23 protein-coding genes and 1 pseudogene are annotated in these 23,713 nt (G+C 66.6%); 8 read left to right on the top strand and 16 right to left on the bottom strand.

What is annotated here, in order from left to right; translation table 11 throughout:
• Positions 1–142: 142 nt before the first annotated feature.
• A complete protein-coding gene (locus J1M43_RS15465) occupies positions 143–577 on the top strand; it encodes an HAD family phosphatase (RefSeq protein WP_206477421.1) in 435 nt (144 codons plus the stop codon).
• Here the strand turns inward: J1M43_RS15465 and J1M43_RS15470 are convergent.
• Positions 552–1,154 (bottom strand): TetR family transcriptional regulator, encoded by a 603-nt coding sequence (locus J1M43_RS15470; RefSeq protein ID WP_206477243.1) that lies wholly within the window; start codon positions 1,152–1,154, stop codon positions 552–554. The two genes, J1M43_RS15465 and J1M43_RS15470, sit on opposite strands and share 26 nt — an antisense overlap.
• Before the next feature lie 45 nt (positions 1,155–1,199).
• Here J1M43_RS15470 and J1M43_RS15475 point away from each other — a divergent pair, with 45 nt between their 5' ends.
• Positions 1,200–2,279 carry an NAD(P)-dependent alcohol dehydrogenase gene (locus tag J1M43_RS15475; protein WP_206477244.1) on the top strand — a complete coding sequence of 360 codons (1,080 nt, stop codon included), beginning with the start codon at positions 1,200–1,202 and terminating at the stop codon, positions 2,277–2,279.
• On the opposite strand, the gene J1M43_RS15480 is transcribed toward J1M43_RS15475, so the two are convergent.
• Positions 2,258–3,775, bottom strand: a complete 1,518-nt coding sequence (locus J1M43_RS15480; protein ID WP_206477245.1) for an SDR family oxidoreductase — start codon at positions 3,773–3,775, stop codon at positions 2,258–2,260. The genes J1M43_RS15475 and J1M43_RS15480 overlap by 22 nt on opposite strands.
• 334 nt (positions 3,776–4,109) lie before the next feature.
• Between J1M43_RS15480 and J1M43_RS15485 the strand changes: the two genes are divergently transcribed.
• Entirely contained in the window at positions 4,110–5,162 is a 1,053-nt protein-coding gene (locus J1M43_RS15485) for a M4 family metallopeptidase (protein ID WP_033105390.1), read from the top strand.
• Entirely contained in the window at positions 5,137–5,475 is a 339-nt protein-coding gene (locus J1M43_RS15490; protein ID WP_052166784.1) for a protealysin inhibitor emfourin, read from the top strand. Before J1M43_RS15485 ends, J1M43_RS15490 begins: the two co-directional genes overlap by 26 nt.
• Positions 5,476–5,484: 9 nt before the next feature.
• On the opposite strand, the gene J1M43_RS15495 is transcribed toward J1M43_RS15490, so the two are convergent.
• Positions 5,485–6,570 (bottom strand): mechanosensitive ion channel family protein, encoded by a 1,086-nt coding sequence (locus tag J1M43_RS15495; RefSeq protein WP_084595610.1) that lies wholly within the window; start codon positions 6,568–6,570, stop codon positions 5,485–5,487.
• Between the two features lie 165 nt (positions 6,571–6,735).
• On the opposite strand from J1M43_RS15495, the gene J1M43_RS15500 reads away from it, so the two are divergent.
• Together J1M43_RS15500 and J1M43_RS15505 are read left to right on the top strand one after the other, a co-directional pair.
• Complete coding sequence (locus J1M43_RS15500) at positions 6,736–7,638, top strand: VOC family protein (RefSeq protein ID WP_033105391.1); 903 nt, start codon at positions 6,736–6,738, stop codon at positions 7,636–7,638.
• A gap of 7 nt (positions 7,639–7,645) precedes the next feature.
• A complete protein-coding gene (locus J1M43_RS15505; RefSeq protein ID WP_206477246.1) occupies positions 7,646–7,861 on the top strand; it encodes a hypothetical protein in 216 nt (71 codons plus the stop codon).
• A 100-nt stretch (positions 7,862–7,961) separates the two neighbouring features.
• Here the strand turns inward: J1M43_RS15505 and J1M43_RS15510 are convergent, their stop codons facing one another.
• Positions 7,962–9,146, bottom strand: a complete 1,185-nt coding sequence (locus tag J1M43_RS15510) for an FAD-dependent oxidoreductase (RefSeq protein ID WP_206477247.1) — start codon at positions 9,144–9,146, stop codon at positions 7,962–7,964.
• 123 nt (positions 9,147–9,269) lie between these two features.
• On the opposite strand from J1M43_RS15510, the gene J1M43_RS16870 reads away from it, so the two are divergent.
• The gene (locus J1M43_RS16870) at positions 9,270–10,292 is read left to right on the top strand and encodes an RNase H family protein (protein WP_241245254.1); all 1,023 of its coding nucleotides are present in this window, start codon (positions 9,270–9,272) and stop codon (positions 10,290–10,292) included.
• Between the two features lie 25 nt (positions 10,293–10,317).
• Here J1M43_RS16870 and J1M43_RS15520 read toward each other — a convergent pair whose 3' ends face one another.
• The 6 genes from J1M43_RS15520 to J1M43_RS15545 are packed head-to-tail and all read right to left on the bottom strand — an operon-like array spanning position 10,318 to position 15,712.
• Positions 10,318–10,956, bottom strand: a complete 639-nt coding sequence (locus tag J1M43_RS15520) for a TetR/AcrR family transcriptional regulator (RefSeq protein WP_033106358.1) — start codon at positions 10,954–10,956, stop codon at positions 10,318–10,320.
• Positions 10,957–10,972: 16 nt separating this feature from the next.
• Positions 10,973–11,947, bottom strand: a complete 975-nt coding sequence (locus J1M43_RS15525; protein ID WP_033105395.1) for a phosphotriesterase — start codon at positions 11,945–11,947, stop codon at positions 10,973–10,975.
• 9 nt (positions 11,948–11,956) lie between these two features.
• Entirely contained in the window at positions 11,957–12,991 is a 1,035-nt protein-coding gene (locus J1M43_RS15530) for a DctP family TRAP transporter solute-binding subunit (protein WP_033105396.1), read from the bottom strand.
• Positions 12,988–13,941 carry a shikimate dehydrogenase gene (locus J1M43_RS15535; RefSeq protein ID WP_084595611.1) on the bottom strand — a complete coding sequence of 318 codons (954 nt, stop codon included), beginning with the start codon at positions 13,939–13,941 and terminating at the stop codon, positions 12,988–12,990. The genes J1M43_RS15530 and J1M43_RS15535 overlap by 4 nt, the downstream gene beginning before the upstream one ends.
• Entirely contained in the window at positions 13,938–15,212 is a 1,275-nt protein-coding gene (locus J1M43_RS15540) for a TRAP transporter large permease (protein WP_033105397.1), read from the bottom strand. Before J1M43_RS15540 ends, J1M43_RS15535 begins: the two co-directional genes overlap by 4 nt.
• Positions 15,209–15,712, bottom strand: a complete 504-nt coding sequence (locus tag J1M43_RS15545) for a TRAP transporter small permease (protein ID WP_206477248.1) — start codon at positions 15,710–15,712, stop codon at positions 15,209–15,211. The genes J1M43_RS15540 and J1M43_RS15545 overlap by 4 nt, the downstream gene beginning before the upstream one ends.
• Positions 15,713–15,868: 156 nt before the next feature.
• Here J1M43_RS15545 and J1M43_RS15550 point away from each other — a divergent pair, with 156 nt between their 5' ends.
• Positions 15,869–17,650 carry a sugar phosphate isomerase/epimerase and 4-hydroxyphenylpyruvate domain-containing protein gene (locus J1M43_RS15550; RefSeq protein ID WP_206477249.1) on the top strand — a complete coding sequence of 594 codons (1,782 nt, stop codon included), beginning with the start codon at positions 15,869–15,871 and terminating at the stop codon, positions 17,648–17,650.
• Between the two features lie 184 nt (positions 17,651–17,834).
• Here the strand turns inward: J1M43_RS15550 and J1M43_RS15555 are convergent, their stop codons facing one another.
• The 6 genes and pseudogenes from J1M43_RS15555 to J1M43_RS15580 all read right to left on the bottom strand — a co-directional run.
• Positions 17,835–18,824: an SRPBCC family protein gene (locus tag J1M43_RS15555; protein WP_206477250.1), complete on the bottom strand. Its 990-nt coding sequence runs from the start codon at positions 18,822–18,824 to the stop codon at positions 17,835–17,837.
• Position 18,825: 1 nt separating this feature from the next.
• On the bottom strand, positions 18,826–19,218 hold the full coding sequence (locus J1M43_RS15560) for a helix-turn-helix transcriptional regulator (protein WP_033105400.1): 393 nt from the start codon (positions 19,216–19,218) through the stop codon (positions 18,826–18,828).
• A 290-nt stretch (positions 19,219–19,508) separates the two neighbouring features.
• Positions 19,509–20,693, bottom strand: coding sequence for an IS4 family transposase (locus J1M43_RS15565; protein ID WP_206477251.1), 1,185 nt, complete (start codon positions 20,691–20,693; stop codon positions 19,509–19,511).
• Positions 20,694–21,287: 594 nt separating this feature from the next.
• Entirely contained in the window at positions 21,288–21,653 is a 366-nt protein-coding gene (locus tag J1M43_RS15570; protein WP_033105401.1) for a rhodanese-like domain-containing protein, read from the bottom strand.
• A 203-nt stretch (positions 21,654–21,856) separates the two neighbouring features.
• Positions 21,857–23,470, bottom strand: coding sequence for a hypothetical protein (locus tag J1M43_RS15575; RefSeq protein WP_241245527.1), 1,614 nt, complete (start codon positions 23,468–23,470; stop codon positions 21,857–21,859).
• A 136-nt stretch (positions 23,471–23,606) separates the two neighbouring features.
• Positions 23,607–23,713, bottom strand: a pseudogene (locus J1M43_RS15580) (IS982 family transposase); the annotation flags it as partial.

Genomic DNA, 23,713 nt, shown 5'->3' on the forward strand with positions numbered 1-23,713 from the left:
CATGCGCCGCCACGTCACCGGGCTCGTCCCGGCCGAGTGACCGCAGTGCGGGCGCGGGCGCTACCAGATCCCCGCGCCCGCACTACCGGTTCGACCCACACCCGCTACCGAACAGCTCGGCTAAACACCGTATCGCGGACGGCTGGAGCAGGCGTTACGAGCAGAGCTGACAGCGATCCCCGGCATCACCGGAGCGTTGGACCAAATCAGCCTTCCGAGCGCCGTTGCATCAAACAGCCGGCACGCACGCATCCGGATGAGCCTGGATATCGTCGGGCTCCTCCGAAGATTCGAAGGCAAGATCAGCAGCGCCGAGGATGTCCTCGCCGGAAAACCGGCTCCGGACGTCTATCTCCATGCCGCCGAGATGCTGGGCGTCCCGCCCCACCGCTGCATCGCTGTCGACGACAGCCCCTTCGGCGTCGAAGCTGCCCACCGCGCGGGAATGTACGTCCTCGCATACGCCGGGCCACACACCGCATCACTGCCGGAGCGCGACCGTGTATTCGTGCTGGATGACATCGCGGATCTGCCCGACGTGGTCACCCGGCTCACGTCAACGGGCGCTGCGACCTGAGCGACGTCTCCGTGATCAGTGCCGCCGCGACATACGCACCGAGCGCAGACCTGCGGCGCTCGTGATCGTCGGCGGGATCGTTCGGCGTCGCGACCGCGGTGATCGAGCCCTGCGCCCAGGTCGCGGCAGTGGCGATGAGGAGAGACCACACGTCGGCGGGCTCCAGGTCGTCGCGGATGTGATCGGTCTGCTGCTGAGCGATGATTTCTCGGAGATGCTGAGCGTCAGTCTCCTCGAGCCCCGGGTACAGGTAGCCGGTGCCGTCTCGTTCGAGCCGCTTCCACATCACCAGACGCAGAAGTGCCGGGTCTGCCAGATAGGCGTCGTAGAGACGAGTCGCATACCCCGCGAGGTCGGCGGCTTCGAACGGCACGCGCTCGCTGTTTGCGATGACGTGGGTGTCGAAGACGGCGTCGAAGAGCTTCGCTTTTCCGCCGAAGTAGGTGTAGATCATCGGCTTGCTCATGCCCGAGCGCTCCGCGATGCGGTCGATCCGCGCACCGGCGATCCCGTGAGCGGCGAACTCTTCGGTCGCAGCATCGAGTATCCGTGCTCGCGTCTGATCCACTCTGCTCACCCGCCCAGCATACTCACCTACCAACTAGTAGGTAGGCTGTTGGGCATGTTCACGACCGCGCTCTCCGCCACCGCCCCCGATGCGCCGCTCCGTCCGACGACGATCGAGCGACGCGACGTTCGCCCCGATGACGTCGACGTCCGCGTGACGTACTGCGGCGTCTGCCACAGCGATCTCCACGCTCTGCACTCTTCGCAGAGTCACGACGGGATGCTGGTGCCTGGGCATGAGTTCGTCGGCGAGGTCGTGGCCGTCGGCGCGGCGGTCACGGATTTCACGCCCGGCGATCCCGTAGCCGTCGGCAACATCGTCGACTCCTGCGGCACGTGCCGAATGTGCCTGAGCGGGCAGGAGAACTTCTGCGTCGAGTTCCCGACGCTGACTTACGGCGGGCGCGATCGCATCGATAGCTCGATGACGGCCGGGGCCTGGGCCGGACGGTACGTCGTGCGCGACCGGTTCGTGTATCACCGGCCGGCTTCGCTCGACGCCGCGGCAGTCGCTCCGCTGATGTGCGCCGGCATCACGGTATGGGAGCCGATGCGCGCCACCGGAGTCGGCCCAGGCACGCGACTCGGTGTCGTCGGCATCGGTGGCCTGGGGCACCTCTCGGTACGGCTCGGGCGAGCACTGGGCGCCGAGGTCACGGTGTTCACCACCAGCCCGGGCAAGACCGAGGACGCGAAAGGGCTGGGGTCCGCACATGTCGTGGTGTCGTCAGACACAAACGCCATGGACGCCGCCCGGGACTCCCTGGACCTGGTGATCGACACGGTCGCAGTCGAGCATGACCTCGCGCCCTACCTTCGAGTGCTCGACCTGGACGGCACGCTCTTCTCGCTCGGTCACCTCGGCTCGGTCACGATCGCCATGACGGATCTGCTCGTCGGCCGCAAGCGCCTCGCCTCCGCCGGCAGCGGCGGGCACCGCTTCACGCAGGACCTGCTCGACTTCTGCGGCGAGCACGGCATCACCGCAGATGTCGAGGTACTCCCGGCCGCGCAGGTCAACGTCGCGCTGGATCGGCTGACCCGCGGCGACGTGCGCTACCGGTTCGTGCTCGACCTCCGCGACATCGACGCAGTTCAGTGCCGGGGGAGCATTCACCAGGGGTTCGGCTTGTAGTCCTTCAGGAACACCCCGTACTGGTCGACGCCTGCTTCGCCCTGCACGATCGGGTCGTACACGCGGGCCGCGCCGTCGACGAGGTCGAGCGGGGCGTGGAAGCCCTCCTCCGCCAGACGCACCTTGGTGTGGTGCGGGCGCTCGTCGGTGATCCAGCCGGTGTCTACGGCGGTCATCAGGATGCCGTCGGTCTCGAGCATCTCGCCGGCGCTGGTGCGCGTGAGCATGTTCAGCGCAGCCTTGGCCATGTTGGTGTGCGGATGCCCCGGCCCCTTGTAACGGCGCGAGAACTGCCCCTCCATCGCCGAGACATTCACGACGTACTTGCGGTGCGCGCTCGAGGCACGCATCGACGGTCGCAGCCGGCTGATGAGCAGGAACGGCGCGGTCGTGTTCGCCAGCTGCACCTCGAGCATCTCAAGGGGGTCGACCTGGTCGATCGACTGCACCCAACTGTTGACGTGGTCGATATCGGGCACGAGTCCCCCGGCGTCGATCGCCGAGCCGTCGGCGTGCTTCGCGAGTGACGACGATCCCGGTGCCATGGCGAGCCGTGCGAGGTCTTCGGCCGTCAGCGCCTGTCCACCCTGCTCCGCGACGGTGCCGCCCAGCGCTTTCACCGACAGCAGCGGGTTCGCGTCGACGGAGGCCTGCAGCGCCTGCGGGTGCGGGTCGGCGGTGTGCCCGAACGTCTCCATCTCGGGCAGCGGTCCATCCGGAAGCGGCTGCATCTCGGCATCCGCCAGCAGCGAGTACGCACCCGGCGAGCGCCGCACGGTCTGGGCTGCGTTGTTGATGAGGATGTCGAGCGGGCCTTGCGCTGCGACCGAGTCCGCGAGCGCGATCACCTGAGCGGGGTCGCGCAGGTCGATGCCGACAATGCGCAGCCGGTGCAGCCAGTCGGCCGAGTCCGGCAGGGAGGAGAATCGGCGCACGGCATCCCGCGGGAAGCGCGTCGTGATCGTCAGGTGGGCGCCGTCGCGAAGCAGGCGCAGAGCGATGTGCATGCCGATCTTCGCCCGTCCGCCGGTGAGCAGCGCGCGGCGGCCAGTGAGATCGGTGCGGGCGTTGCGCTTGCCGTGGCTGAAGCGCGCACAGTCAGGGCAGAGCTGGTGATAGAAGGCGTCGACGAGCGTGTATGGCTGCTTGCAGATGTAGCAGTTGCGCGGCTTGAGCAGCTCGCCCGCGATCGGGGCGTCCACGGTCGTCTTCAGGTCGTTGCCGCGCGTCTCGTCGTCGATGCGGTCTGGTGCGCCAGTCGCCGTGTTGGCGACGACGGCCTTGTCGGCTTGGGCGATCGCGTCACGGATCTCTTTGCGGCGCACGCGTTTGACGGCCTTGAACATCGCGGCGGTCGCGCGACGGACGGCGACGTAATCGGGATGCTGCTCATCGAGCTGATCCATGGATGCGAGCACGCGCAGCACGGTCTCGAGATCAGCCGGGTCGAGGCCGTCGCCGAAGTCGGAGGTGTCGGCAGCTGGCGCATCGGTCATTGGGCTGATTTTACGCGAGCGGGCTGAGAGAGTGCCTCCTCCCGAGTTCTGAACGGAAGCGCAACACCTCGTAGGTTGTGGTTATTCACACTCACGACCTGAAGGGTTGCGCTTCCTTGACCGCACATTACCGTCATCTGACTCTTGAAGACCGGATCGAGATCGAGACGAGATCGTCACCGAGATCAACAACCGACCCCGCCGAGTCCTCGGCTGGGCAACCCCCGCCGAGATCTTCAACGAACTATGCTCAAGCCAAGCCACACCACGTTGCACCTCGAACTAGAACCCGGGCCTCGTGACAGTGTCTCAACCCCGGCGTATCGTCGCCGGTATGAACGACAGCGCATACGGCATCATCCCGTCATACCTTCTCGCCCGCCTTGCCGAGTCTGGGCGCTTTCCCCGGGCGGCGGATGCTGCGCGCCAGACCCTGCTCGCCGGGCGTCCGACTTTCCGCGCCCGCATCGACCTGTCCATCGACGAACAGGGCGATCTCGTCGCCGAACTGTCGGATGCGCCGAACCGCACGATCAGCGACGCGCAGAACACCGAGACGCTGCCGGGTGTCATCGTGCGCGCCGAAGATGATCCGGCCGTCGACGACGTCAGCGTGAACCAGGCGTTCGACGGACTCGGGGCGACCTTCGAGATGCTGCTCAGCGCGTTCCGGCGCAACTCCCTCGACGGCAACGGAGCTCCACTGGATGCGTCCGTGCACTACGGCACCGACTACGACAACGCCTTCTGGGACGGCGAGCGCATGGTCTTCGGCGACGGTGACGGCGAGGTGTTCCGCGGCTTCACCGGTTCGATCACCGTCATCGGCCACGAACTCGCGCACGGCGTCATCCAGCACACGGCGAACCTCGAGTACCAGGGCCAGCCCGGCGCGCTGAACGAGTCGATCGCCGACGTGTTCGGCGCTCTCACCGAGCAGTACGGCGAAGGACAGACCGCAGACCAGGCGACCTGGCTGATCGGCGCAGGCATCTTCACCGACGAGGTGCAAGGCAAAGCTCTGCGGTCGATGCTCGAACCCGGCACCGCATACGACGACGACGAGCTCGGCAAGGATCCGCAGTCGGCGCACATGAGCGACTTCGTGCAGACGACGGAGGACAACGGCGGCGTGCACATCAACTCCGGCATCCCGAACCGCGCGTTCGCGCTCACTGCGACGGCTCTCGGCGGCAACGCATGGGAGCGTGCCGGCCTCACCTGGTACAACGCCCTGACCGGCACGCTGGCGAGCACGGCGAGCTTCCGGGATTTCGCCGATGCCACGATCGCCGCCGCCGTCGACGACGAAGTCGCAACAGCCACTCGCGCAGCATGGACCACCGTGGGAGTCTTGGATGATGCGCGACGCAGCCCCTCCGAGTGACGCAGCCCCTCCGAGTGATCCGGACGCGGAGCCCGGCTTCCGCATCGTCGTGATCCGCACAGGTGGTGTCGCCGGCATCCGTCGGCGCTGGCATGTAGAACCGCCACGCGACGAGGAGTCGCGCTGGATCGAATTGATCGATCGCTGTCCGTGGGAGGCCCCGGCCCCCACGCCGCCCGGTGCGGACCGGTATGTCTGGAGCATCCGGGCCCGCACCCCCGAGATGCGACGCGAACGCGATCTGCCGGAGTCGGCGCTCGACGGACCATGGCGCCAGCTCGTCGATGCCGTGCGCGCCGCTGCGGCAGACTGACACGGCCGCTCAAGGTGCGGGGCGCGGCTCCAGCATCACTCGGGTGACGGGCAGAGACTCCGGATGCTCCTGCTGCAGCCACGTCATGATCTTCTCCCGCACGAGGCAGCGCAGATCCCACTGGTCGTCAGAGTTCGCGGCCGAGATCTTGAAGCGCAGCGTGACATGGCCGCCTTCGGATCCGGTCACGAGCACGTTCGCCGAGCGCCGGTCCCAGGCGTCTGAGGCCTCGATGATCTCCATGAACTTCTCGCGCACAGCATCCACAGGCACCCGCCAGTCGAGGTCCATGTAGACGGTGCCGAGGATCTTGTCGGATCTGCGCGTCCAGCTCTCAACCGGCTTCGACGTGAAGTACGTGCAGGGCAGGATGAGTCGCCGCTCGTCCCAGATGTAGACGACCACGTACGACAGGTTGATCTCGCCGATGCGCCCCCACTCCCCCTCGATCACGACGACGTCTCCGACACGGATCGCGTCGGTGAAGGCGATCTGCACACCGGCGATGAGGTTGCCGAGCGTCGACTGCGCCGCGAGGCCGGCGATGATGCTGACGACGCCGGCAGAGGCGAGGATGCTGGTGCCCACAGCCCTGACTTCGGGGAACGAGAACAGCACCGCTCCGATCGCGATGATCGAGATCAGGACGACCACGAGACGGTTCAGCACAGTCAACTGGGTCTGGCGCCGTCGCGCCTCAGGGCTGGTCGCGTCGCGCCTGCTGTCGTACTGCATGAGTCGTTCCATGCCGAATGTGACGACCGTCGACAGCAGCCATGCGCCGACGAGCACGACGGCGATCAGCAGGACGCGCTGCAGTACCGGCCACCACGACAGCGCAGACGGAGCGGTGACGGCGCACGTGATCCACACCGCGATCAGGAACGCCAGGATCATCCCCGGCGTGCGGATGCGGCGTTCGAGTTCGCCGATCCAGGCCGAGCGCCCGCGGGCGCGCGCCGCCACGAACCGTACTCCGATGACGACCACCGCCACGATCGCGACAGCGATGAGCAGGGCGACGATCGTCTCCACCCACGCGGCCCAGTCCAGGTTCGAACTGACGGACGCAGTAACGCCGAAGAAAGAAGGCATCGTCCCACCCTAGACAAGGTCGTCGGGCAGTGAGAACCCCCTTGCTTCCGCGGCACCTGCGGCGCACTCTTTATTCGATGAGGGTGCTGGATTCGATGAGGGTGCTGGATTCGATGAGGGCGCGCCGCATCAGACAGGTGAACCGTCCGCAGCAAAGGAGCTGTCATGTCGCAGAAGATCATCCCGAACCTCTGGTTCAACCAGAACGCCGACGAAGCCGGCGCGTTCTACACCGACGTGTTCCCCGGTGCCACGGCGATCATCGGCGCACGGTACCCCGATGACGTGCCCGACTGGCAGGCGGACTTCAGCGGCAAGACCCTGACGGTCGACCTCGTCATCGACGAATACCTGCTCACGTTGATCAATGCCGGAGACGAGTTCCGCCCGAACGCGTCGGTGTCGTTCATGCTGAACTTCGATCCGCTGCGCTTCGACGGCGACCGCAATGCCGCGCGCGCCAGCCTCGATGAGACCTGGGCGAAGCTGTCCGACGGCGGTGCCGTGCGGATGGAACTCGGCGAGTACCCGTTCAGCCCGCGCTACGGCTGGGTCGAGGATCGCTATGGCGTGAACTGGCAACTGCTGCTGGCGAACCCCGAGGGAGAGCCGCGACCGTTCCTGATCCCGCAGCTGATGTTCTGCGGCCCGGTGCAGAACAAGGCGCGCGAGGCGGCGGAGTTCTACACCTCATTGTTCCCGGACGGCGAGGTCGGCTTCATCGCCGAGTACCCGACGCAGACCGGTCCGGCGGATGCCGGCAGCGTGATGTTCGGCGAGTTCCTGCTTGCCGGGCAGTGGTTCTCGATGATGGATTCGGCCGTCGAGCAGGACGTCACATTCGACTGCGGGGTCTCGCTCGAGGTGCGCGTCGTCGATCAGACGGAGCTGGACCGCTACTGGGACGCGCTGACCACCGCGCCCGAGGCGGAGGTCTGCGGCTGGCTCGCCGACAAGTACGGCCTCAGCTGGCAGATCGTTCCGGAGAACATGGGCGAACTCATGCAACGCCCTGGTGCGTACGAGAAGATGATGCAGATGAAGAAGCTCATCATCGCCGACTTCTGAGGACCACATGGGACTTTTCACGCAGAAACCCGACGATCCGGGCCCCTGGGCATCGCTGCCGGGAGAACCGCTGGATCAGGATGCCGTCGACAGGCTCGACGGCGCGGCCACCGTCGATCCGCTCGAGATCGGATTGGGCGCGCAGACCACGTCGATCGTCTTCCCCGTCGCTCCGGTTCTGGAAGAGGGCGCGGAGCAGTCCGACGCCGAGCCGGCGGACTGACCGTCCCCGCGGGACGTTGAGCGAGCACACCCCGCGGGACGTTGAGCGAGCGCCAGCGAGACGAAACGCGTTGAGCGAGCGGAGCGAGTCGAAACGATGCTCAGTCGATCGACTCCGGCCGCGCTCCCAGCCCGACGAACCTTCCGGTGAGGTACGTGAGTCGCGGGTGATCACGCAGCATCCGCAGCGGGAACGGCAACGATGCACCCGGTGCACGCGACGCGATCAGCGGGCCCTGCAGCCGTCGCTGCACGAACTGGGTGAGCCGCACCGGCCAGGTGCGGCGGCGCTGCACGCGGCGCAGGTCCTTCGCCCGTGGCGGGCGCGCGCGCAGCACCGGGCCGAGGATGCGAGCAGCGGCGACAGCATCCTGAATCGCGAGATTGATGCCGACGCCTCCCGCCGGCGACATCGCGTGCGCGGAGTCGCCGATGCACAGCATCCCCTCGGCGTACCAGCGGCACAGCCGCTCGAGCCGCACCCGCAGCAGGTGCACGTCGTCGGCCGTGACGGTGGCGACAGCATCCGCCATGCGAGGCGAGATGCGTGCGATGCGTTCGCGCATCTTGACCACGTCGGCGTCGGATCCGGTCCAGGTGCCGGCGGGGATCACGTGCGCGATCTGGAAGAAGTCGCCTCGGTCTATCGTGATGATCATGCCGTCGCCCGCCTGGATGAACGGGTAGACCTCGCCGTCGCGCCTGGTCAGCCGGAACCACAGCACGTCCATGGCGGCGGCGCTGCCGGTCGGAGTCAGACCCGCGGCCGCGCGGATGTCGGAGTCGCGGCCGGATGCGTCGACGACGAGGCGTGCGCGGATGGTGACGTCGCCGTCTGGGCCGGATCCGGTGACGCCCGTGATGCGGGTGCTTTCACGGATGAGCCCGTCGATCCGCGTCGAGCGGAGCAGGCGGAATCCCGGATGCTGCGCCGCTGTGTCTGCGAGCAGGTCGAGGAAGTCCCACTGCGGCATGAACGTCATGACCTTGCGGCGAGTGGGCAGTCGGGTGAAGTCGGCGAGGGTGAGCTCGGTGCCTTGCCAGCTCAGGCGCACGCGGGGCATGTCGTCGTGCGGTCGGGCGAGGAACTCGTCGAGCAGGCCGAGTTCTGCGAGCAGGTCCTGGGTGGAGGGGTGGATGGTGTCGCCGCGGAAGTCACGGAGGAAGTCGGCGTGCTTCTCGGCGACGGTGACCTCGAGACCCTGGCGCAGTAGCAGGAGCGCCATCATGAGCCCGGCGGGGCCACCGCCGACGATCACGCAGTCTGTGTCGATGTGGGTGGTCATGGGTCAACGATCCCTGGTGCGTGCCAGCTGGTCAATCACCACTTCGCACCTGTTTTCGTGTCGTGAATCACGGTGCGGTGGTGGCGATCGAATGGCAGTAGTCATCGCCGTTACGGTTGAAGGATGACGATCATCGCCGCCGCAGACGGCTCCGCCCTGGGCAACCCAGGACCGAATGGCTGGGCCTGGTACATCGACGACGCGAACTGGGCGGCCGGCGGTTCGCCGCACGGCACCAACAACCAGGGCGAGCTGCAGGCCGTGCTCGAGCTGCTTCGGGCGACGGCCGGCACCGACGAGCCGCTGCTGATCATGTGCGACAGCAAGTACGTCATCGACTCGATCACCAAGTGGATGCCGGGATGGAAGCGCCGCGGATGGCGCAAGGCCGACGGCGCCCCTGTGCTCAACCGCGAGCTGATGGAGTCGCTGGATGACGCGATGCACGGCCGCGACGTGAGGTTCGAATGGGTCAAGGGCCACGCAGGCCACGACCTCAACGAGGCCGCCGACGAGCGCGCGAACGGCGCGGCGAGGGCGTATCAGGCGAAGCAGGAGCCGCGACGCGGGCCCGGGTTCACGATGGCGACGGATGCCGGAGCCGCCGTCGCCGCGTCCGCCGCCGTGGCTGCAGGGGCACACCAGCCGGTCCCTGAGCCCGTCGAAGGGCCCGGCACCCCGACCGCACACCCGTCGGTCCCTGAGCCCGTCGAAGGGCCCGGCACCCCGACCGCACACCCGTCGGTCCCTGAGCCCGTCGAAGGGCCCGGCACCCCGACCGCACACCCGTCGGTCCCTGAGCCCGTCGAAGGGCCCGGCACCCCGACCGCACACCCGTCGGTCCCTGAGCCCGTCGAAGGGCCCGGCACCCCGACCGCACACCCGTCGGTCCCTGAGCCCGTCGAAGGGCCCGGCACCCCGACCGCACACCCGTCGGTCCCTGAGCCCGTCGAAGGGCCCGGCACCCCGATGACGCTGCCGTTGTGGGCCGAGGCATCCGATCTGCTCGATGGTCTCGACGACGCGGCCGATGTCGCTCCGGTCGAGTTGCACGTCACGCTGTCATCCGCCGAGCTGTCGCGCCTCCGCTCCCGAGCCGAGGCACAGGGCATCTCGCTGGAAGACGCCCTGCGGCGCCTGATCTGACCCTTCGACAGGCTCAGGGATCGGATCAGATCTCAGCCGTCAGCCACGCGACCACGACGTCGCCGATCATCGATCGAAAGTGCCCGCGTCGATCCTCTGCGAGCAGGTCGCGATCGAAGAGGTACCCGAAGGTGTGCTGGTTGGCGACCTGGAAGAAGCAGTACGAGCTGATCAGCAGGTGCACGTCGAGCGCGTCGACGTCTGCCCGCACGCTCCCCTCAGCCCGACCTCTCTCGAGCACGGTCTCGAGCACGGCGACCGCCGGCTGATTCACTGTGCGCAGGCCATCGAGTCGCTTGATGAACTCGCCGTGGTGGATGTTCTCGATCGACACCAGACGGATGAAGTCGGAGTGGTTGCGGTGGTGGTCGTAGGTGAGCTCGGCGATCTGCCGAAGCGCCTCCACCGGTGCGAGGTCGCCCGCGTGGATCGACTGCTCCTTCTCGCGGATGCCTCGGTAGGCGTTCTCGAGCACCGCGAGGTAGAGCTGCTCCTTGCCGCCGAAGTAGTAATAGATCATCCGCTTCGTCGTCTTGGTGCGCTCGGCGATCTCGTCGACGCGCGTACCGGCGTAGCCGGATTCGGCGAAGGCCCCGGTGGCGACTTCGAGCAACTCGGCGCGGGTCCGCTCTGCATCGCGCTTTCGCACGACCGGTTCGCTCACTCTGTCCACCCACACATCATGCCCCACCCGCCAGCACTCGCCGCGGATTCACCACCATCAGCTGATGCGCAGTGGCATCGTCCAGGCCGGCTGCGCGCAGCTGCGGCAGCACGCTGTCGAACAGGTGGCCCATGTGCCAGTTCGGCACGTGAGCGGCTCGCCACGAGGGCGGCGTGACCCGGCTGAACACAGCAGCGTCATGCGACAGCACGAGGCGATCCACGTAGCCGGCGTCGAGCAGGGCGAGCAGCATCCGGATGCGATCGGCATCACGGCCGACGTGGTCCATGCCGAAACGATCGAAGCCCAGGTAGGAACCTCGGTCCGCGAGCCCGCGGAGATACGACAGGTCGAGCGAGTCACCGCTGTGCCCGATCACGACGCGATCGAGCGGCACGCCCAGCCGCTCGAGTTCGTCCTGCTGGGCGATGCCGCCGCGGGCCGCGGCATCCGAATGCGTCGTGATCGGCACATCCGTGCGCAGGTGCGCCGTGGCGGCCGCCGTGAACACGCGCTCGACATCGGGGGTCAGCCCCGAGCCGTCCGAGGCGATCTTGATCATCCCCGCGCGCACCTGTGTGCCGGCGATCCCGCGCTCGATGTCTCCGATGAAGAGGTCGACGAGCGGGTCGGGGCCGTCGACGACGAGCCCCGGCCCGTTGAGCCGGAAGTACGGCGGCAGCACGGATGCCGCGTAGCATCCGGTCGCCGCGACGATCTGCACCGGCACCCGGGCCGCCACCTCGGCGACCCGTCGCACGTCCCGGCCGAGGCCGATCACTGTGAGGTCGACCACGGTACGAACACCGCGCTCGTGCAGCGAAGAGAGGGTCTGCACGGCGCGTTCGATGCACGCCTGCTCATCCCATTCCGGATGAGGCATATTGACGTCGAGCTCAGGGTCGGTGACGAAGACGTGCTCGTGGATCAGGGTGATCCCGAGCTCGTCGCCGTCGACCGGACCCGAGAACGTCGGAACCGAACGCGCCATGCAGTCAGCTCACTTCGAGGTCGAGCGGATGGCCTCGTACACCGCGAGCGAGTCGCCCGTGAACGTGCTGGAGAGGTACTCCTCCGCCTTCTCGCTGAAGGCGTCGCGGTCGACGTCCTCGATGACCTCCCACTCGCCGCCGCTGCGCCACTCCTCGAGCACCGCTTCCTCTTCTTCGATGACACACGCGGTGACCTCGGTGACGGCCTCCTCCGTCGCGGCGGTCAGGGTCTCCTGCTGCTCGTCACTGAGCTCGTTCCAGATCGGGCCCATGATGACGAGGTTGGTGTTCAGTTGGTGCGAGCTCAGGCTGACGTAGTCCTGCACCTCTTTGAGGTTCGAGGCCACGATGTTGGTGATCGGGTTCTCCTGACCGTCGACCGTGCCCTGCTGCAGGGCGAGGTAGAGCTCCTCGTATGCGACCTCGGTCGCGGTCGCGCCGAGGGCCTTGGCGTTCATGAGGAACTGCGGGGATCCGGGGAAGCGCATGCGCAGTCCCTCGAGATCCTCCGGCGTGCGGATGGCGGTGTTCGCGGTGAACTGGCGGGCCCCGGCCGACCAGGCACCGAGGGTGTGCACGCCGGACTCCTCTTCGAACGCCTCGGTGACCGTGTCTGAGGCATCGCTGGCCATGAAGGCTGCGAGGTGATCGGCGTCGTCGAACGCATAGGCCGCATCGAGCACGCTGATCGGCTCGTAGACGGCACCGAGCGCGGACGCGCCCTGGATGTCGATGTCGATGTCGCCCGAGGCGACGGAAGCGATGCGATCGGCGTCGCCTCCGAGCTGACTGGACGGGAAGATCTCGATCTCCAGTCCGACATCGGCGGCGGCGACCTCGTCGGCGATCACCTGCGCACCGCAGCGGTGCTGCGGCTGGTCTTCGTTGTAGCTGTGGGCGAGCGTGAGCTTCTGCGTCGCCCCGGCGTCTCCGCTGTCGCCGGTGGTGGCGTCGCCTCCGGCGCCGGAGCAGGCGACCAGCATCATCGCTGGTGCGGCGGCAAGGGCGATCCACATCGTTCGCCGCGTGCGTCGTGCGTTCATCGATTCTCTCCTCTTTCTGGTGCTGTTTCGGGTGTTGCGTCTGGTGATGTCGGGTGGGGCGTCGTGGTCGCCTCCGCGGCGACAAGATCGTCGAGATCGTCGAGCATCGCTCTGCGGTCGGCGCGCTGCCCCGTGAAGATCTCGAAGGCGTCGGCGGCCTGGTGCATCGCCATGCCGAGTCCCGACATGGTGCGGATGCCGCGGGCGCGAGCCGCCTGCAGCAATGCGGTGTCCGCCGGTCGGTAGACGATGTCGGCGACGCGGATGCCGTCGGGCAGCATCGCGCTCTCGAACGGGGTGCCGGGGTGCGCGGCCATGCCCACCGGTGTCGCGTTGACGATCAGGTCGGTGTCGGCGATGAGGCCTGGCAGCTCGTCGATGTCGGCCGCGCGCACTTCCGCGGTGGTCAGCTCGCGCACCTGACCGGCGAGCAGGTCGGCGCGCTCTCGCACCTGGTCGATGAGCACGAGCTCCGCGATCGGATGCTGCGCCAGCGCCGTGGCGACGGCAGAGCCCGCGCCTCCCGTGCCGAACAGCACGACCCGTCGCAGTCGCTCGTCGCCGAAGGCGTCTTTCAGAGCGGCCGCGAAGCCTGTGACGTCGGTGTTGTGGCCGATGGCACCGGCATCCGTGAACACGACCGTGTTCACCGCGCCCACGGCACGCGCGCTGTCACTGAGCCCGTCGAGCAGCGGGATGATCGCCTGCTTGACGGGATGTGTGATGTTCAAGCCGTTGAATCCCAGCCGACGTGCGGAGGCGAGCAGGGTGCGCAGCGAAGCGGTCGTGCCTTCTTCCGGGGCGAGATCGATCGTGCGGTACACGTAGTGCATCCCGTGCCTGGCACCCTCGAATTCGTGCATCGGCGGCGTGAGCGATGGCGTGACACCCTCGCCGATCAGGCCGATCAGCACGGCCGGCCGGCGTACGAGCGCAGTGGCGAGCGTCACAGTCCCAGCACCCCCGGCAGCCACATCACGGCGCTCGGGAACGCGATGATGAGCACGCAGATCACGAGCAGCGGGATGATGAACGGCAGCGAACCGCGGAACACCTCTCCGATGCGGGTCTTCGACACCGCCGCCGTCACAAACAGCACGGTTCCCACCGGTGGCGTGAGGAGGCCGATCATGAGCGAGAGGATCATGAGCACGCCGAGCACGATCGGGTCGACGCCGATCGTGTTCCCGATCGGAAGGATGATCGGCACGGTCAGCACGAGGATCGCGGTCGCGTCGATCACGGTCCCGAGGATCAGCATGAGCACGGCGACGAGGATCAGGAAGACGGTCGGGCTGTCGCTGATCGCGAACACCAACTCGGTGAGCATCTGCGGCAGACGCTCCTTGGCGAGGATGTAGCCCAGCAGCGATGCCGAGGCGACGATGATCATGATCGACGCTGTCGTCGTCACGGTCTCGGTGAGCGCCTTGATGAAGCTCTTCATGCTCAGCGAGCGCTGCAGCAGCCCGACGAGGATGATGTAGACGACTCCGACCGCTGCGGCTTCGGTGGGAGTGAAGAATCCACCGAGGATTCCGCCGAGGATGATGATCGGTGCGATGAGCGGCAGCAATACGCCCTTGGTCGACGCCACCAGTTCCGCGCGATCGAATCGCCCCTTCTTCACGTTGGGCATGCGCTTCACGAGCACCCACACCACGATGCACAGGCCGAGGGCCATGAGCAGGGCGGGGATGACGGATGCTGCGAACAGCGCTCCGGTGGAGACAGCGGCGAGTCCGGCATAGATCACGGCGGGAATGCTCGGCGGCATGACGGGCGCGATGAGCGCGGAGGTCGCGGAGATCCCGGTGGCGAAGCGGCGGCCGTAGCCGGCGCGGATCATGGCGGGGATCTGCACCTTGCCGAGTGCTGCGGCATCGGCGACGGCCGACCCGCTCATCCAGGCGAAACCGACGCTGGTGCCGATGGTCACGTAGCCGAGGTTGCCGCGGATGTTCGCGAGCCCGGCCTGGGCGAATCGGAACAGCCGGTCGGCGATCCCGGCGTGGTTGGCGAGCGCACCGAGGAAGATGAACAGCGGCACGGCGAGCAGCGGGAAGCTGCTGGCGGCGTTGGTCACCGTGCGCAGGGCCATGCCGAGGGACTGACCCTCCATGGCCATGTACACCAGCGACGGTCCGAGGAAGGCGAACGGCACCGGCACACGCAGTGCCAGCAGGAGGGCGATCGCAAGAGCGAGGAGTATCAGAGTCACAGTCCTGCCACCTCGACCTGGTCTTCTTCGATGTCGGCGGCTCTCGGGCCGTGCAGCGCGACGTCGGCGGCGGACAGCAGAGCGCGGATCGTCGTGCTCACGGTGCCGACCAGGACCGGAATGTAGATCCAGGACATCGGGATGCGCAGCACCGGAGACTTCACGATGCCCTGCGTCGAGATGAGTGCCCAGGCTTCGAATGACAGACCGATTGCCGCTGCGGCCACCACGAGCAGTGCGAACACCTGGATGATGCGCACGATCATGGGGTTGCGGATCGAGTCGACCAGCTCCAAGGCGATGTGCCCTCGACTCGTGACGAGCAGGCCCATGGCTGAGAACGTCGCCCACAGCAACGCGAAGCGGGCGAGTTCGCCGGTCCACGCCAGGCTCTCGAACGGCAGGTAGCGCTGCAGCGCCTGGTAGAAGACCAGAACGAGGATCATCAGCACGGCGACCGCGCCGATGGTGAGCTCGATCACGGTGATGATTCGGGCCACACGGTGCAGGATGCCGGTGGTGGGATGTTGCTCTTGTGGGGTCACGAGACGCCTTTGTGCTCGGTGGATCGGGTACTGGAGTTGAATGTACCGGTTAGTACATTGATTGGGCAACACCTCTGGGAAATTAATGTACAAACTGGTACGTTCACTGCCATGCACACCTCAATCGCTTCCGTCTGCCTGTCCGGAGGGCTCGTCGACAAACTCCACGCCTGCGCTGAAGCAGGCTTCGACGGCGTCGAGATCATGGACGCCGATCTCATCGCCGCGCCGGAATCCCCCGAGGAGATCCGCGCCCTGTGCGAGCGGCTCGGACTGCGGATCGACATGTTCCAGCCCTTCCGCGATGCCGAAGGCGTCACGGAAGACGTGTTCGAGGACACTCTGCGCCGCGCAGAGGCGAAGTTCGAGATCATGAACCGGCTCGGCACCGATCTGATGCTGGTGTGCAGCAACGTCGGCACCGCGACGATCGACGACGACGAGGTGGCCGCACGGCAGTTGGGTGAGCTTGCGGACAGGGCCGCGGTGCACGGCATCCGCCTCGCCTACGAGGCACTCGCCTGGGGGCGCTTCGTGGACGATTACCGTCGCACGTGGTCGATCGTGCAGCGCGCGGATCGGCCGAACCTCGGTATCTGCCTCGACAGCTTCCACATCCTCTCTCGCGGGCACGACCCAGCTGGCATCGAGGAGATCCCGGCCGAGAAGATCTTCTTCCTGCAGCTGGCCGACGCGCCGGCGCTCGACATGGACGTGCTGTCGTGGAGCCGTCATCACCGGCTGTTCCCCGGTGAGGGATCGTTCGATCTGGTGGACTTCATGACGCATGTGGTGCGCGCCGGGTACACCGGCCCCTGGTCGCTGGAGGTGTTCAACGACACGTTCCGCCAGACCGATACGGTGCGCACGGCGGCGCACGCCCAGCGGTCACTGGTGTGGCTGGCCGACCGGACGGCCACGGCGAACGGCTGGGACGACGGGCGGCTCGGGTCTGCGCAGCCGGCGACGGCGCTCGACTTCGTCGAGGTCGCCGGCGCAGACCTCGCCGAGGTCGATGAGCTGCTCGCCCAGTTGGGGTTCGCCTTCGAGGGACGCCACCGCAGCAAGCCGGTGCGGCTGTGGAGCGCGGGCTCCGCGCGCGTGATCCTTAACGAGCAGGTGCGCCATGACGAGCCACGGCTTTCGGGGATCGGCCTGCAGGTTCCGGATGCCGCGGCCGCCGTCGACCGCGCGATCGCACTGGGTTCGCAGAGCATATTCCGTCGCACGTATGAAGGCGAGCAGAACCTCCGTGGCGTCCCGGCGCCGGACGGGACGCAGGTCTTCTGGAGCTCGCTGCCCGCCGAGGAATCCTGGCTGCAGGAGTTCGAGGGTGGCACCGACGCCGATGACGGTCTGGTCGGCGAGGTCGATCACATCAACCTCGCGTACGCGTGGCAGGACTTCGACGAGGCCGTGCTGTTCATGTCGAGCGCGCTGTCGCTGCATGCGGAGCCACCCGCGGATGTGCCTGGCCCTCAGGGGCTGATCCGCAGTCAGGTGATGCGCACCCCTGACGGCATCGTGCGCGTGCCGATCAACCTCGCACCTCCGACGGCGGCGCCCCCGGCTCGGCACATCGCCGTGCGGACGGATGACGTGTTCGCCGTCGCGCGGCGGGCGAAGCAGCGCGGCATCGATCACCTGCGCATCCCCGCGAACTACTACGACGATCTGTCGGCGCGGTTCGGCCTGCCCGAAGATCTGCTGGCGTCGCTGCGCGAGCTCGACCTGCTCTACGACCGCGACGCGGAGGGCGAGTTCATCCACTTCTACACGCGCACGATCGGCGACGTGTTCTTCGAAGTGGTCGAGCGGCGCGGCGGGTACGACGGCTACGGCGGCGCGAACGCGCCGATCCGCCTCGCCGCGCAGCGGGCGATGGGGCGCTGAGGTCGGCCCGCCCGCACAACTCCGGAGCTTTTCGCCGGATCCGCGGTTTCGCGGCGCCGGGATGGGCCTCAACTGCAGTTTGTCCTGAGTTGTGCGGCGACCACCCGCGCATAACTCCTCGAGACCACAGCCGCACGGCCCGGAACGCATCGGATCCGGGCCGTTCAGGTCTACTTCTGAGGAGTTATGAACGCGTGGGCTCCAGCACCTCGCGCTCGAGCCGTGCGAACGACTCCTCCATGCCGTCGGCCATGCCGGTGGCGAGGATCATGTCGCGCGTCTCCTTGTCGGGGTACTCGATGAGCACCGTGACGAGGGTGGCGCCGTCCTCTTCATAGAGGTTGAGGTCGTTGAGCGTCTCAGGGCCTTCGGTGCCCTGCATCCGCTCGGTCGACACGGCGCGACGTGGGGCATCGACAAGCACGACTTCACCCTCGAAGCCGAACGCCTCGCCCTCCGTGTCGCCGACGGGCGCCCACGACGTGCGGTGCTTCTCACCGGGAGCGGTGGCGACGACGCATTCGGTCATCTCCCACCCGTCAGGGCCGAGCATCCACTGCCGCATGAGCGCTTCCTCGTTGTAGGCGCGCCAGACCAGTTCGCGCGGACCGTTCACGAGGCGGGTGATGCGCACGTGCGTGTCGTCGAGCAGCTCGACCTGCGTGCCCTTGCCCTGCGCGTACTCGCGGAGGTCCTGCAGCACGGCATCCAGCTGCGCCATCGCCATGCGCGTTCCTTCGACAGCCCCCATCGCGACGACCTGCTCGAGAGCCTCGGCCGAATCGAAGTGGCTGGTGTTGATCATGCGACTGCCGGCGTCCGTCGACTCGAAGCCGAACGTCATCCGCATCGCCGGCATGCCCTCGAGCGGGTTGCCGTCGGCGTCCGCGAACGAGTCGATGACATCGAAGCCGTGCGGTTCGAGGATGTTCAGGAACTCCCACGAGCCGCCCGAGCGCTCGCCCTGCGGGCTGGTCATGTAATAGAGCGCCTTGCCGCCGACCGTGAAGTCGAACTCGGTGAAGGTTGCCGGCCATCCGGGCGGGCCCCAGAACCGCTCGAGCTGCACAGGGTCGGTGAACGCGTGCCAGAGCCGCTCGACAGGGGCGGCGAAGTCGGCGGTGACGGTCATCGTGCGGTTCTCAGCATCCGTGCTGATGTCGGTGACAGGCATTTCAGTTCCCTCTCTTCGGTGAATTCTTCGGTGGATTGTTCGGTGATTCTCGACGCGGTGCGTCGGATGACAGGAGGTCGTCGAGGCGGGAGACGCGGGCCCGCCACAGCTCTTCGTATCGGGCCAGCAGCGCCCGAGCGCGCGCGATCATCTCAGGATTCGCGCGGACGAGCCGCTCGCGTCCCTCGGCGCGTTTGATGATGAGGCCGGCGGCCTCGAGGACCGCGACGTGCTTCTGCACCGCGGCGAAAGACATGTCGTAGTCGCCCGCAAGGGTCGACACCGACTGCTCTTCATTGATCGTGCGGCGCAGGATGTCGCGCCTCGTCGCCGTCGCCAGTGCGTGGAACACACGGTCGGTCTCCGCTTCGCTCAGTTCTCGTTGTGCAACCATTTGGTTGTACGTTACGACAAAGCGGATGCCGTGTCAAGAGGTTCTTGTGAGTTACGTCTTTAGATCCAATACCGTTCAATTAGATCACTACGGCTTCGTCGGGTCGGCGGTTCGGTTGCGGCCAGTCGCGGTGCCGGGATCGTTTCACGTGCCAGCGGGTGTATTTGCGTTTCACCACGCGGGGGTTGGCTCGGGGTCGGCGTTTGGGGAGGAGCCTGCGGATGAGTTCGCGGATCGCGTGAGCCCAGAGCGTGTCGATGGCGTCCGAGTGCTCAGGGGGAAAAAGCGCCCTATTGGGCGATGGCTCGGCGGCTGATCCGCAGCGCGGTGACGAAGGAGATCCGGTCGGGATCGTGGCCCGCGTGTGCGGCGGCATCGAACATGAGGGTGCGGATCGCGTAGTGGCAGCACAGGTGCCCCCAGATCTCCTGGAGGACCAGGTCCGGGGACTTGGAGCGCAGCACGGCGCGGGTACCGCGCTGGTGGGTCTTCAGCTCATCGAACGCGGTCTCGATCTCCCAGCGTTGCGCGTAGACGGCCGCCAGCTCGGCGGCGCGCGCCTGGTCGGCGTCAAGGATCGTGGTGACCAGCCGGTACGGGCCGGCAGTGCCGCGACCATCCTCGACGGTGTACTCGATCACCCGCACCCGGACAGGGTGCTGTCGTTTGCGGTCGGCCTGGGAGTCGAACACGTCGGCGAGGAATGACCCGTCACGCAGCTCTTCAACCGGCTCCAGCTTCAGGTTGTCCCTGACCCGCCAGAGCAAGTCAGCGCCCGTCGCTGCGGCAGTTTGCCAGGCGGTGAACGCGTAGAAGCCACGGTCGGCGAGACACAGCATCCCCGGTGTCAGCCTGCCCAACAGCTCCGTCGACAGCGCATTTTCCGAGGTCGTGTACGGGCCGATCACGGCGTCGAAGATCGCATGGGTGCCGCACTCAGCCACTGCGACCACCCGCGCCTGCGGAAACGCCGAACGCTCCCCCTTGTTCACCCCCGGCCGGCCAAAGTGGCCATCGTTCGCTGGCGTGTCAGCCAGATCCAGACAGGTCCCGTCGATCGCGACCAGACGCCGCCCAGCCAGCCAGCATCCCGGCGTGCCCTCTGCGGCGATGGGCTGTGCGACCCGATCAAACAACACCGCCATCGGCTCGGCCCCCAACCGGTCCCGCGCGTGCGAGATCGCCGCCTTATTCGCCAGTCTCGACGGACCTTCCTCGCGGTGCGCCCACGCGATCCCGTCCGAGATCAACGCCAGCACATCCTCGTAGGAGCCCTCCGAATGCAACGCCATCCCCATCGCGAAGTACGCCACCGACCGCGCAGGCAGCGACCGGCGCCGCTGCTCCGTCCGACCACACTCCGCGATCACCGCGTCCACGACCTCGGGCGGGAACACCCGCATCAGCAGACCCACCGACACGAGATCCGGCAACCGACGATCCGACTCAGGCTTCTTCCAACCAGAACGAGGCATACCCCAAAACTACACCGAACTACCCTAATTGAACGGTATTGGCGCTAGATCGGACTAACCGCTTTACATCGGATTACCCGCCGCTCGATCGGACGTAGTCCGGGCTAAAGCAAGTGTCGGGAGATTGACAGCGGTGTGCGGCGCTGATCCTGCGGGCAAGCCACAACGCGTGACGAACCTGACGCTCCGCCCTCGGGATGGCAATGCAGCCAGCTGAGGTCACGCAGACGAGTCAGATCTTCAGACTGGCCCATGAGCGACGACGGTTTGACGAGTGAACCTCTAGACCTCGATTACGGGTGCTTTCTTGCTGACAGAGCCTGCGCCGAAACCCACACATCACCTGTTTCGGTGCCCTACGGTTTCGGCAGGGGGTTACGGCGGAGCGAGGCACGGCGTGTCGCGCTTCCCACCAGCACCGAGGATCCCCGGCCGCAAACGATCGTTTTCGGTGGGCTAAGGCGAGCAGGCTTGAACAGTCGGGGCGGGTATCTGGGGACCCCGCCCCGCCTGTGCATCGCGAGGCAGTGCTCGAGCGATGCGGTGGCGTGCTGTGCACGCAGGTACGTGCTCGTGGGGGCGAGCACGTACGTCTCAGGGCTGCACGACGGGGAGGCCTGTCGTGGCGGCGGCGTCTTCCAGGGAGCCGAGGTTGAGGAGGTCGGTGAAGCCGGCCTGCTTCATCAGGTCGATGGCGACTCCTGCCCGGTTACCTGAACGGCAGTAGACGAGGTAGGTGGCTTCGGGGTCGAGGTCCGGCAGCGCAGCTTGGAGGTCGCCGCCCGTGACGTCGAGCAGGAGGGCGCCGTCGAGGTGGCCGGTCGCGTGCTCGGCGGGGGTGCGCACGTCGATGATGACCGCGTCGGGGTCGAGGTCGGCCTGTGGTGTGGGTGTGCTGGCGCAGGAGGTGAGCGTGAGTGCGGTGATGACGGCGAGGGTGGTGAGGGTGAGGCGGCGCATGTGCGTCCTTTCGTTGTGAGGGAGCGAGGGTGTCAGCGGTCGCAGGCGCCGTTGGCGCAGTGGCGGGTGGGCTGCCTACTGAAGCGTTGGTGCAGGGCACATCCCGCGCACCACCCGAGGGTGGCTTCTAGTTTTTCTTGGTGTCCAGAACTTCGGCGTTTGTCTTTAGTTTTTGAGCTGAGTTCGTCGAGTCGATGCGTGGTTCAGGCGGCTTTGCCGAGTCGGGCGTTGTCGATGTAGCCGGTGACGTGTCGATCGATAGTCCTGAGGGCATCGCGGAGGATGTCGGGTGCTGGCGGTTGATCGGCGGCGAGCAGGGGTGTCAGTAATCGGTGATGCACCTTCGTGAAGAACAGCGCCACGCGGAGCCCGTCGGGGGTGAGGAAGTAGCGGTTGCTGTGTTCGTGCCGGGCGATGAGGCCATTGAGTCGGAGGCGGGCGAGGTCGTAGCTCATCTGGTGGGTCGTGTAGTCAGCGTCGCTGCCGAGGAAGGTGTTCACGCGGGCGCGGAGGCTCCGGTGGGTGAATCCGAGGACGGTGATGCTGGCGCAGAGTGCGTCGAGCAGGGCCATGACCCGAGGGTCGCCGAATCTCATGGCTGGAGCCCTTCTGCCATCCACCGTGGTGGTGGGGGACGCGACCCGCTCAAAGGCTGGGCTCGCGAGGACACAGCCCTGCCCGACACGTTCAGTATCGAGCAGCCGTGCGTTGATGTCACGGGCTTTTTGTTGCAGTTCCGGCAGGTGTTCCAGCCGGCGCAGGCATTGCAGATCTCGGGGGGAGTTGATGACGGTCTCCACCCGGAGGGCGCGGCCATCTTTGAGGTACTGCTTGACCCGGGAGTGCTTGAAGAACACGTTCAAGCTGACCTGGGTATCTGCGGTCACGATCTTGGTCTTGTATGGTGTCCGGTTCACAATCGGATGCCCCAGATGGTGCGGTCCGTGGCCGGTGAACAGCAACTCGACGGTCTCCGGCCTGCCGATATCGAGGTTGTCGGTGATCAGGGATTCGAAGAAGCTGCGGGCGTGCCGGGGCGCGTCGAAGACGAGGGTTCGGGATGTTTCGATCTGCCGCATTGACAGTTCCCACCAGTACCCGAATTGTCGGTCGTAGTCATCCAATGGCAGCGGCAGCCGGTCCATCCACCGGTCGAAGAAATCTTGGATCGTGCTCGAGGTCAACGTGTCGCAGATGCGTTGCAGCGCGGCCGGGTCATCGCAGGACTTAAACCCGTTGGACAGGCTGGTGAACCCCAGGCCGACCTTCGACGCCTGTCGTTTGGCCCATTCGTGGCCGTTGACCCAGACCTTCACCGGGTACGGGAAGTAGGCGCAGACCTTGATGAACCCAGCGCCGAAGTCGTCGTCCCAGAGGTAGAAGTAGTAGCAGGTGACCCGCCGATCGGCTTTCGTGAACGAGTACCAGGGGACGCCAGCGCCCTTGTCTCGTTGAGTGGCGGCGAACACGTTCTGGTACTCCTGAGCGACGCCGATCGCCACGACCCCCGAGATGCCCGACTTCTCCTGGGCTGACAGGAACCGTTGCATGACGTCGATCTTCCGGTCGTCCTTCTTGAATTGCACGATGGGGATCTGGTGCACGTCGGCGAAGTCGCGGACAGCGGCCCGGAACCGGGTCCCGAGCTTCTCCAGGATCGCGGGTGAAGGAATGTTCTTCCCGAGGTGCTCCCGCATGAAGCGGATCACCTGCCCACCCACCTGCAGGATCGGCACGTACCCGTTCAAGTAGATCCTGTCCAAGCACTCGATCTCCAAGGCCACGTGACCGTCGAGAACATCATTGATATTGACCATCACCCTCACCACCCGAGACACTGCACTTGGCAACCAGCGTGCACCCCGACGACACAGAAGTCACCCCCCATAGCGCCGCCACTTCGCTCGGCGGTCAGAGGAGCCAGCCTCGCTGGATGAGTGAGTCCGATTGGGTTTAGTGGTCGTAGGCGATGAGTGAGCGTTTGACGGGTGCTCCGATGAGCCAGTTGTGCCAGATTCCGGCTGCGAGGGCGAGGAGCCGTGCGGCGACGCGGGAGTAAA

Origin of the sequence: Microbacterium sp. KRD172 (genome assembly GCF_017168295.1) — a bacterium.
Lineage (GTDB): Bacteria > Actinomycetota > Actinomycetes > Actinomycetales > Microbacteriaceae > Microbacterium > Microbacterium profundi.

Bases quoted from the DNA above. Each gene is read 5' to 3' on its own strand.
- J1M43_RS15475 (WP_206477244.1), top strand. From the start codon at position 1,200: ATGTTCACGACCGCGCTCTCCGCCACCGCCCCCGATGCGCCGCTCCGT.
- J1M43_RS15480 (WP_206477245.1), bottom strand. From the start codon at position 3,775: ATGACCGATGCGCCAGCTGCCGACACCTCCGACTTCGGCGACGGCCTC.
- J1M43_RS15485 (WP_033105390.1), top strand. From the start codon at position 4,110: ATGAACGACAGCGCATACGGCATCATCCCGTCATACCTTCTCGCCCGC.
- J1M43_RS15490 (WP_052166784.1), top strand. From the start codon at position 5,137: ATGCGCGACGCAGCCCCTCCGAGTGACGCAGCCCCTCCGAGTGATCCG.
- J1M43_RS15495 (WP_084595610.1), bottom strand. From the start codon at position 6,570: ATGCCTTCTTTCTTCGGCGTTACTGCGTCCGTCAGTTCGAACCTGGAC.
- J1M43_RS15500 (WP_033105391.1), top strand. From the start codon at position 6,736: ATGTCGCAGAAGATCATCCCGAACCTCTGGTTCAACCAGAACGCCGAC.
- J1M43_RS15505 (WP_206477246.1), top strand. From the start codon at position 7,646: ATGGGACTTTTCACGCAGAAACCCGACGATCCGGGCCCCTGGGCATCG.
- J1M43_RS15510 (WP_206477247.1), bottom strand. From the start codon at position 9,146: ATGACCACCCACATCGACACAGACTGCGTGATCGTCGGCGGTGGCCCC.
- J1M43_RS16870 (WP_241245254.1), top strand. From the start codon at position 9,270: ATGACGATCATCGCCGCCGCAGACGGCTCCGCCCTGGGCAACCCAGGA.
- J1M43_RS15525 (WP_033105395.1), bottom strand. From the start codon at position 11,947: ATGGCGCGTTCGGTTCCGACGTTCTCGGGTCCGGTCGACGGCGACGAG.
- J1M43_RS15530 (WP_033105396.1), bottom strand. From the start codon at position 12,991: ATGAACGCACGACGCACGCGGCGAACGATGTGGATCGCCCTTGCCGCC.
- J1M43_RS15550 (WP_206477249.1), top strand. From the start codon at position 15,869: ATGCACACCTCAATCGCTTCCGTCTGCCTGTCCGGAGGGCTCGTCGAC.
- J1M43_RS15555 (WP_206477250.1), bottom strand. From the start codon at position 18,824: ATGCCTGTCACCGACATCAGCACGGATGCTGAGAACCGCACGATGACC.
- J1M43_RS15560 (WP_033105400.1), bottom strand. From the start codon at position 19,218: ATGGTTGCACAACGAGAACTGAGCGAAGCGGAGACCGACCGTGTGTTC.
- J1M43_RS15565 (WP_206477251.1), bottom strand. From the start codon at position 20,693: ATGCCTCGTTCTGGTTGGAAGAAGCCTGAGTCGGATCGTCGGTTGCCG.
- J1M43_RS15570 (WP_033105401.1), bottom strand. From the start codon at position 21,653: ATGCGCCGCCTCACCCTCACCACCCTCGCCGTCATCACCGCACTCACG.
- J1M43_RS15575 (WP_241245527.1), bottom strand. From the start codon at position 23,470: ATGGTCAATATCAATGATGTTCTCGACGGTCACGTGGCCTTGGAGATC.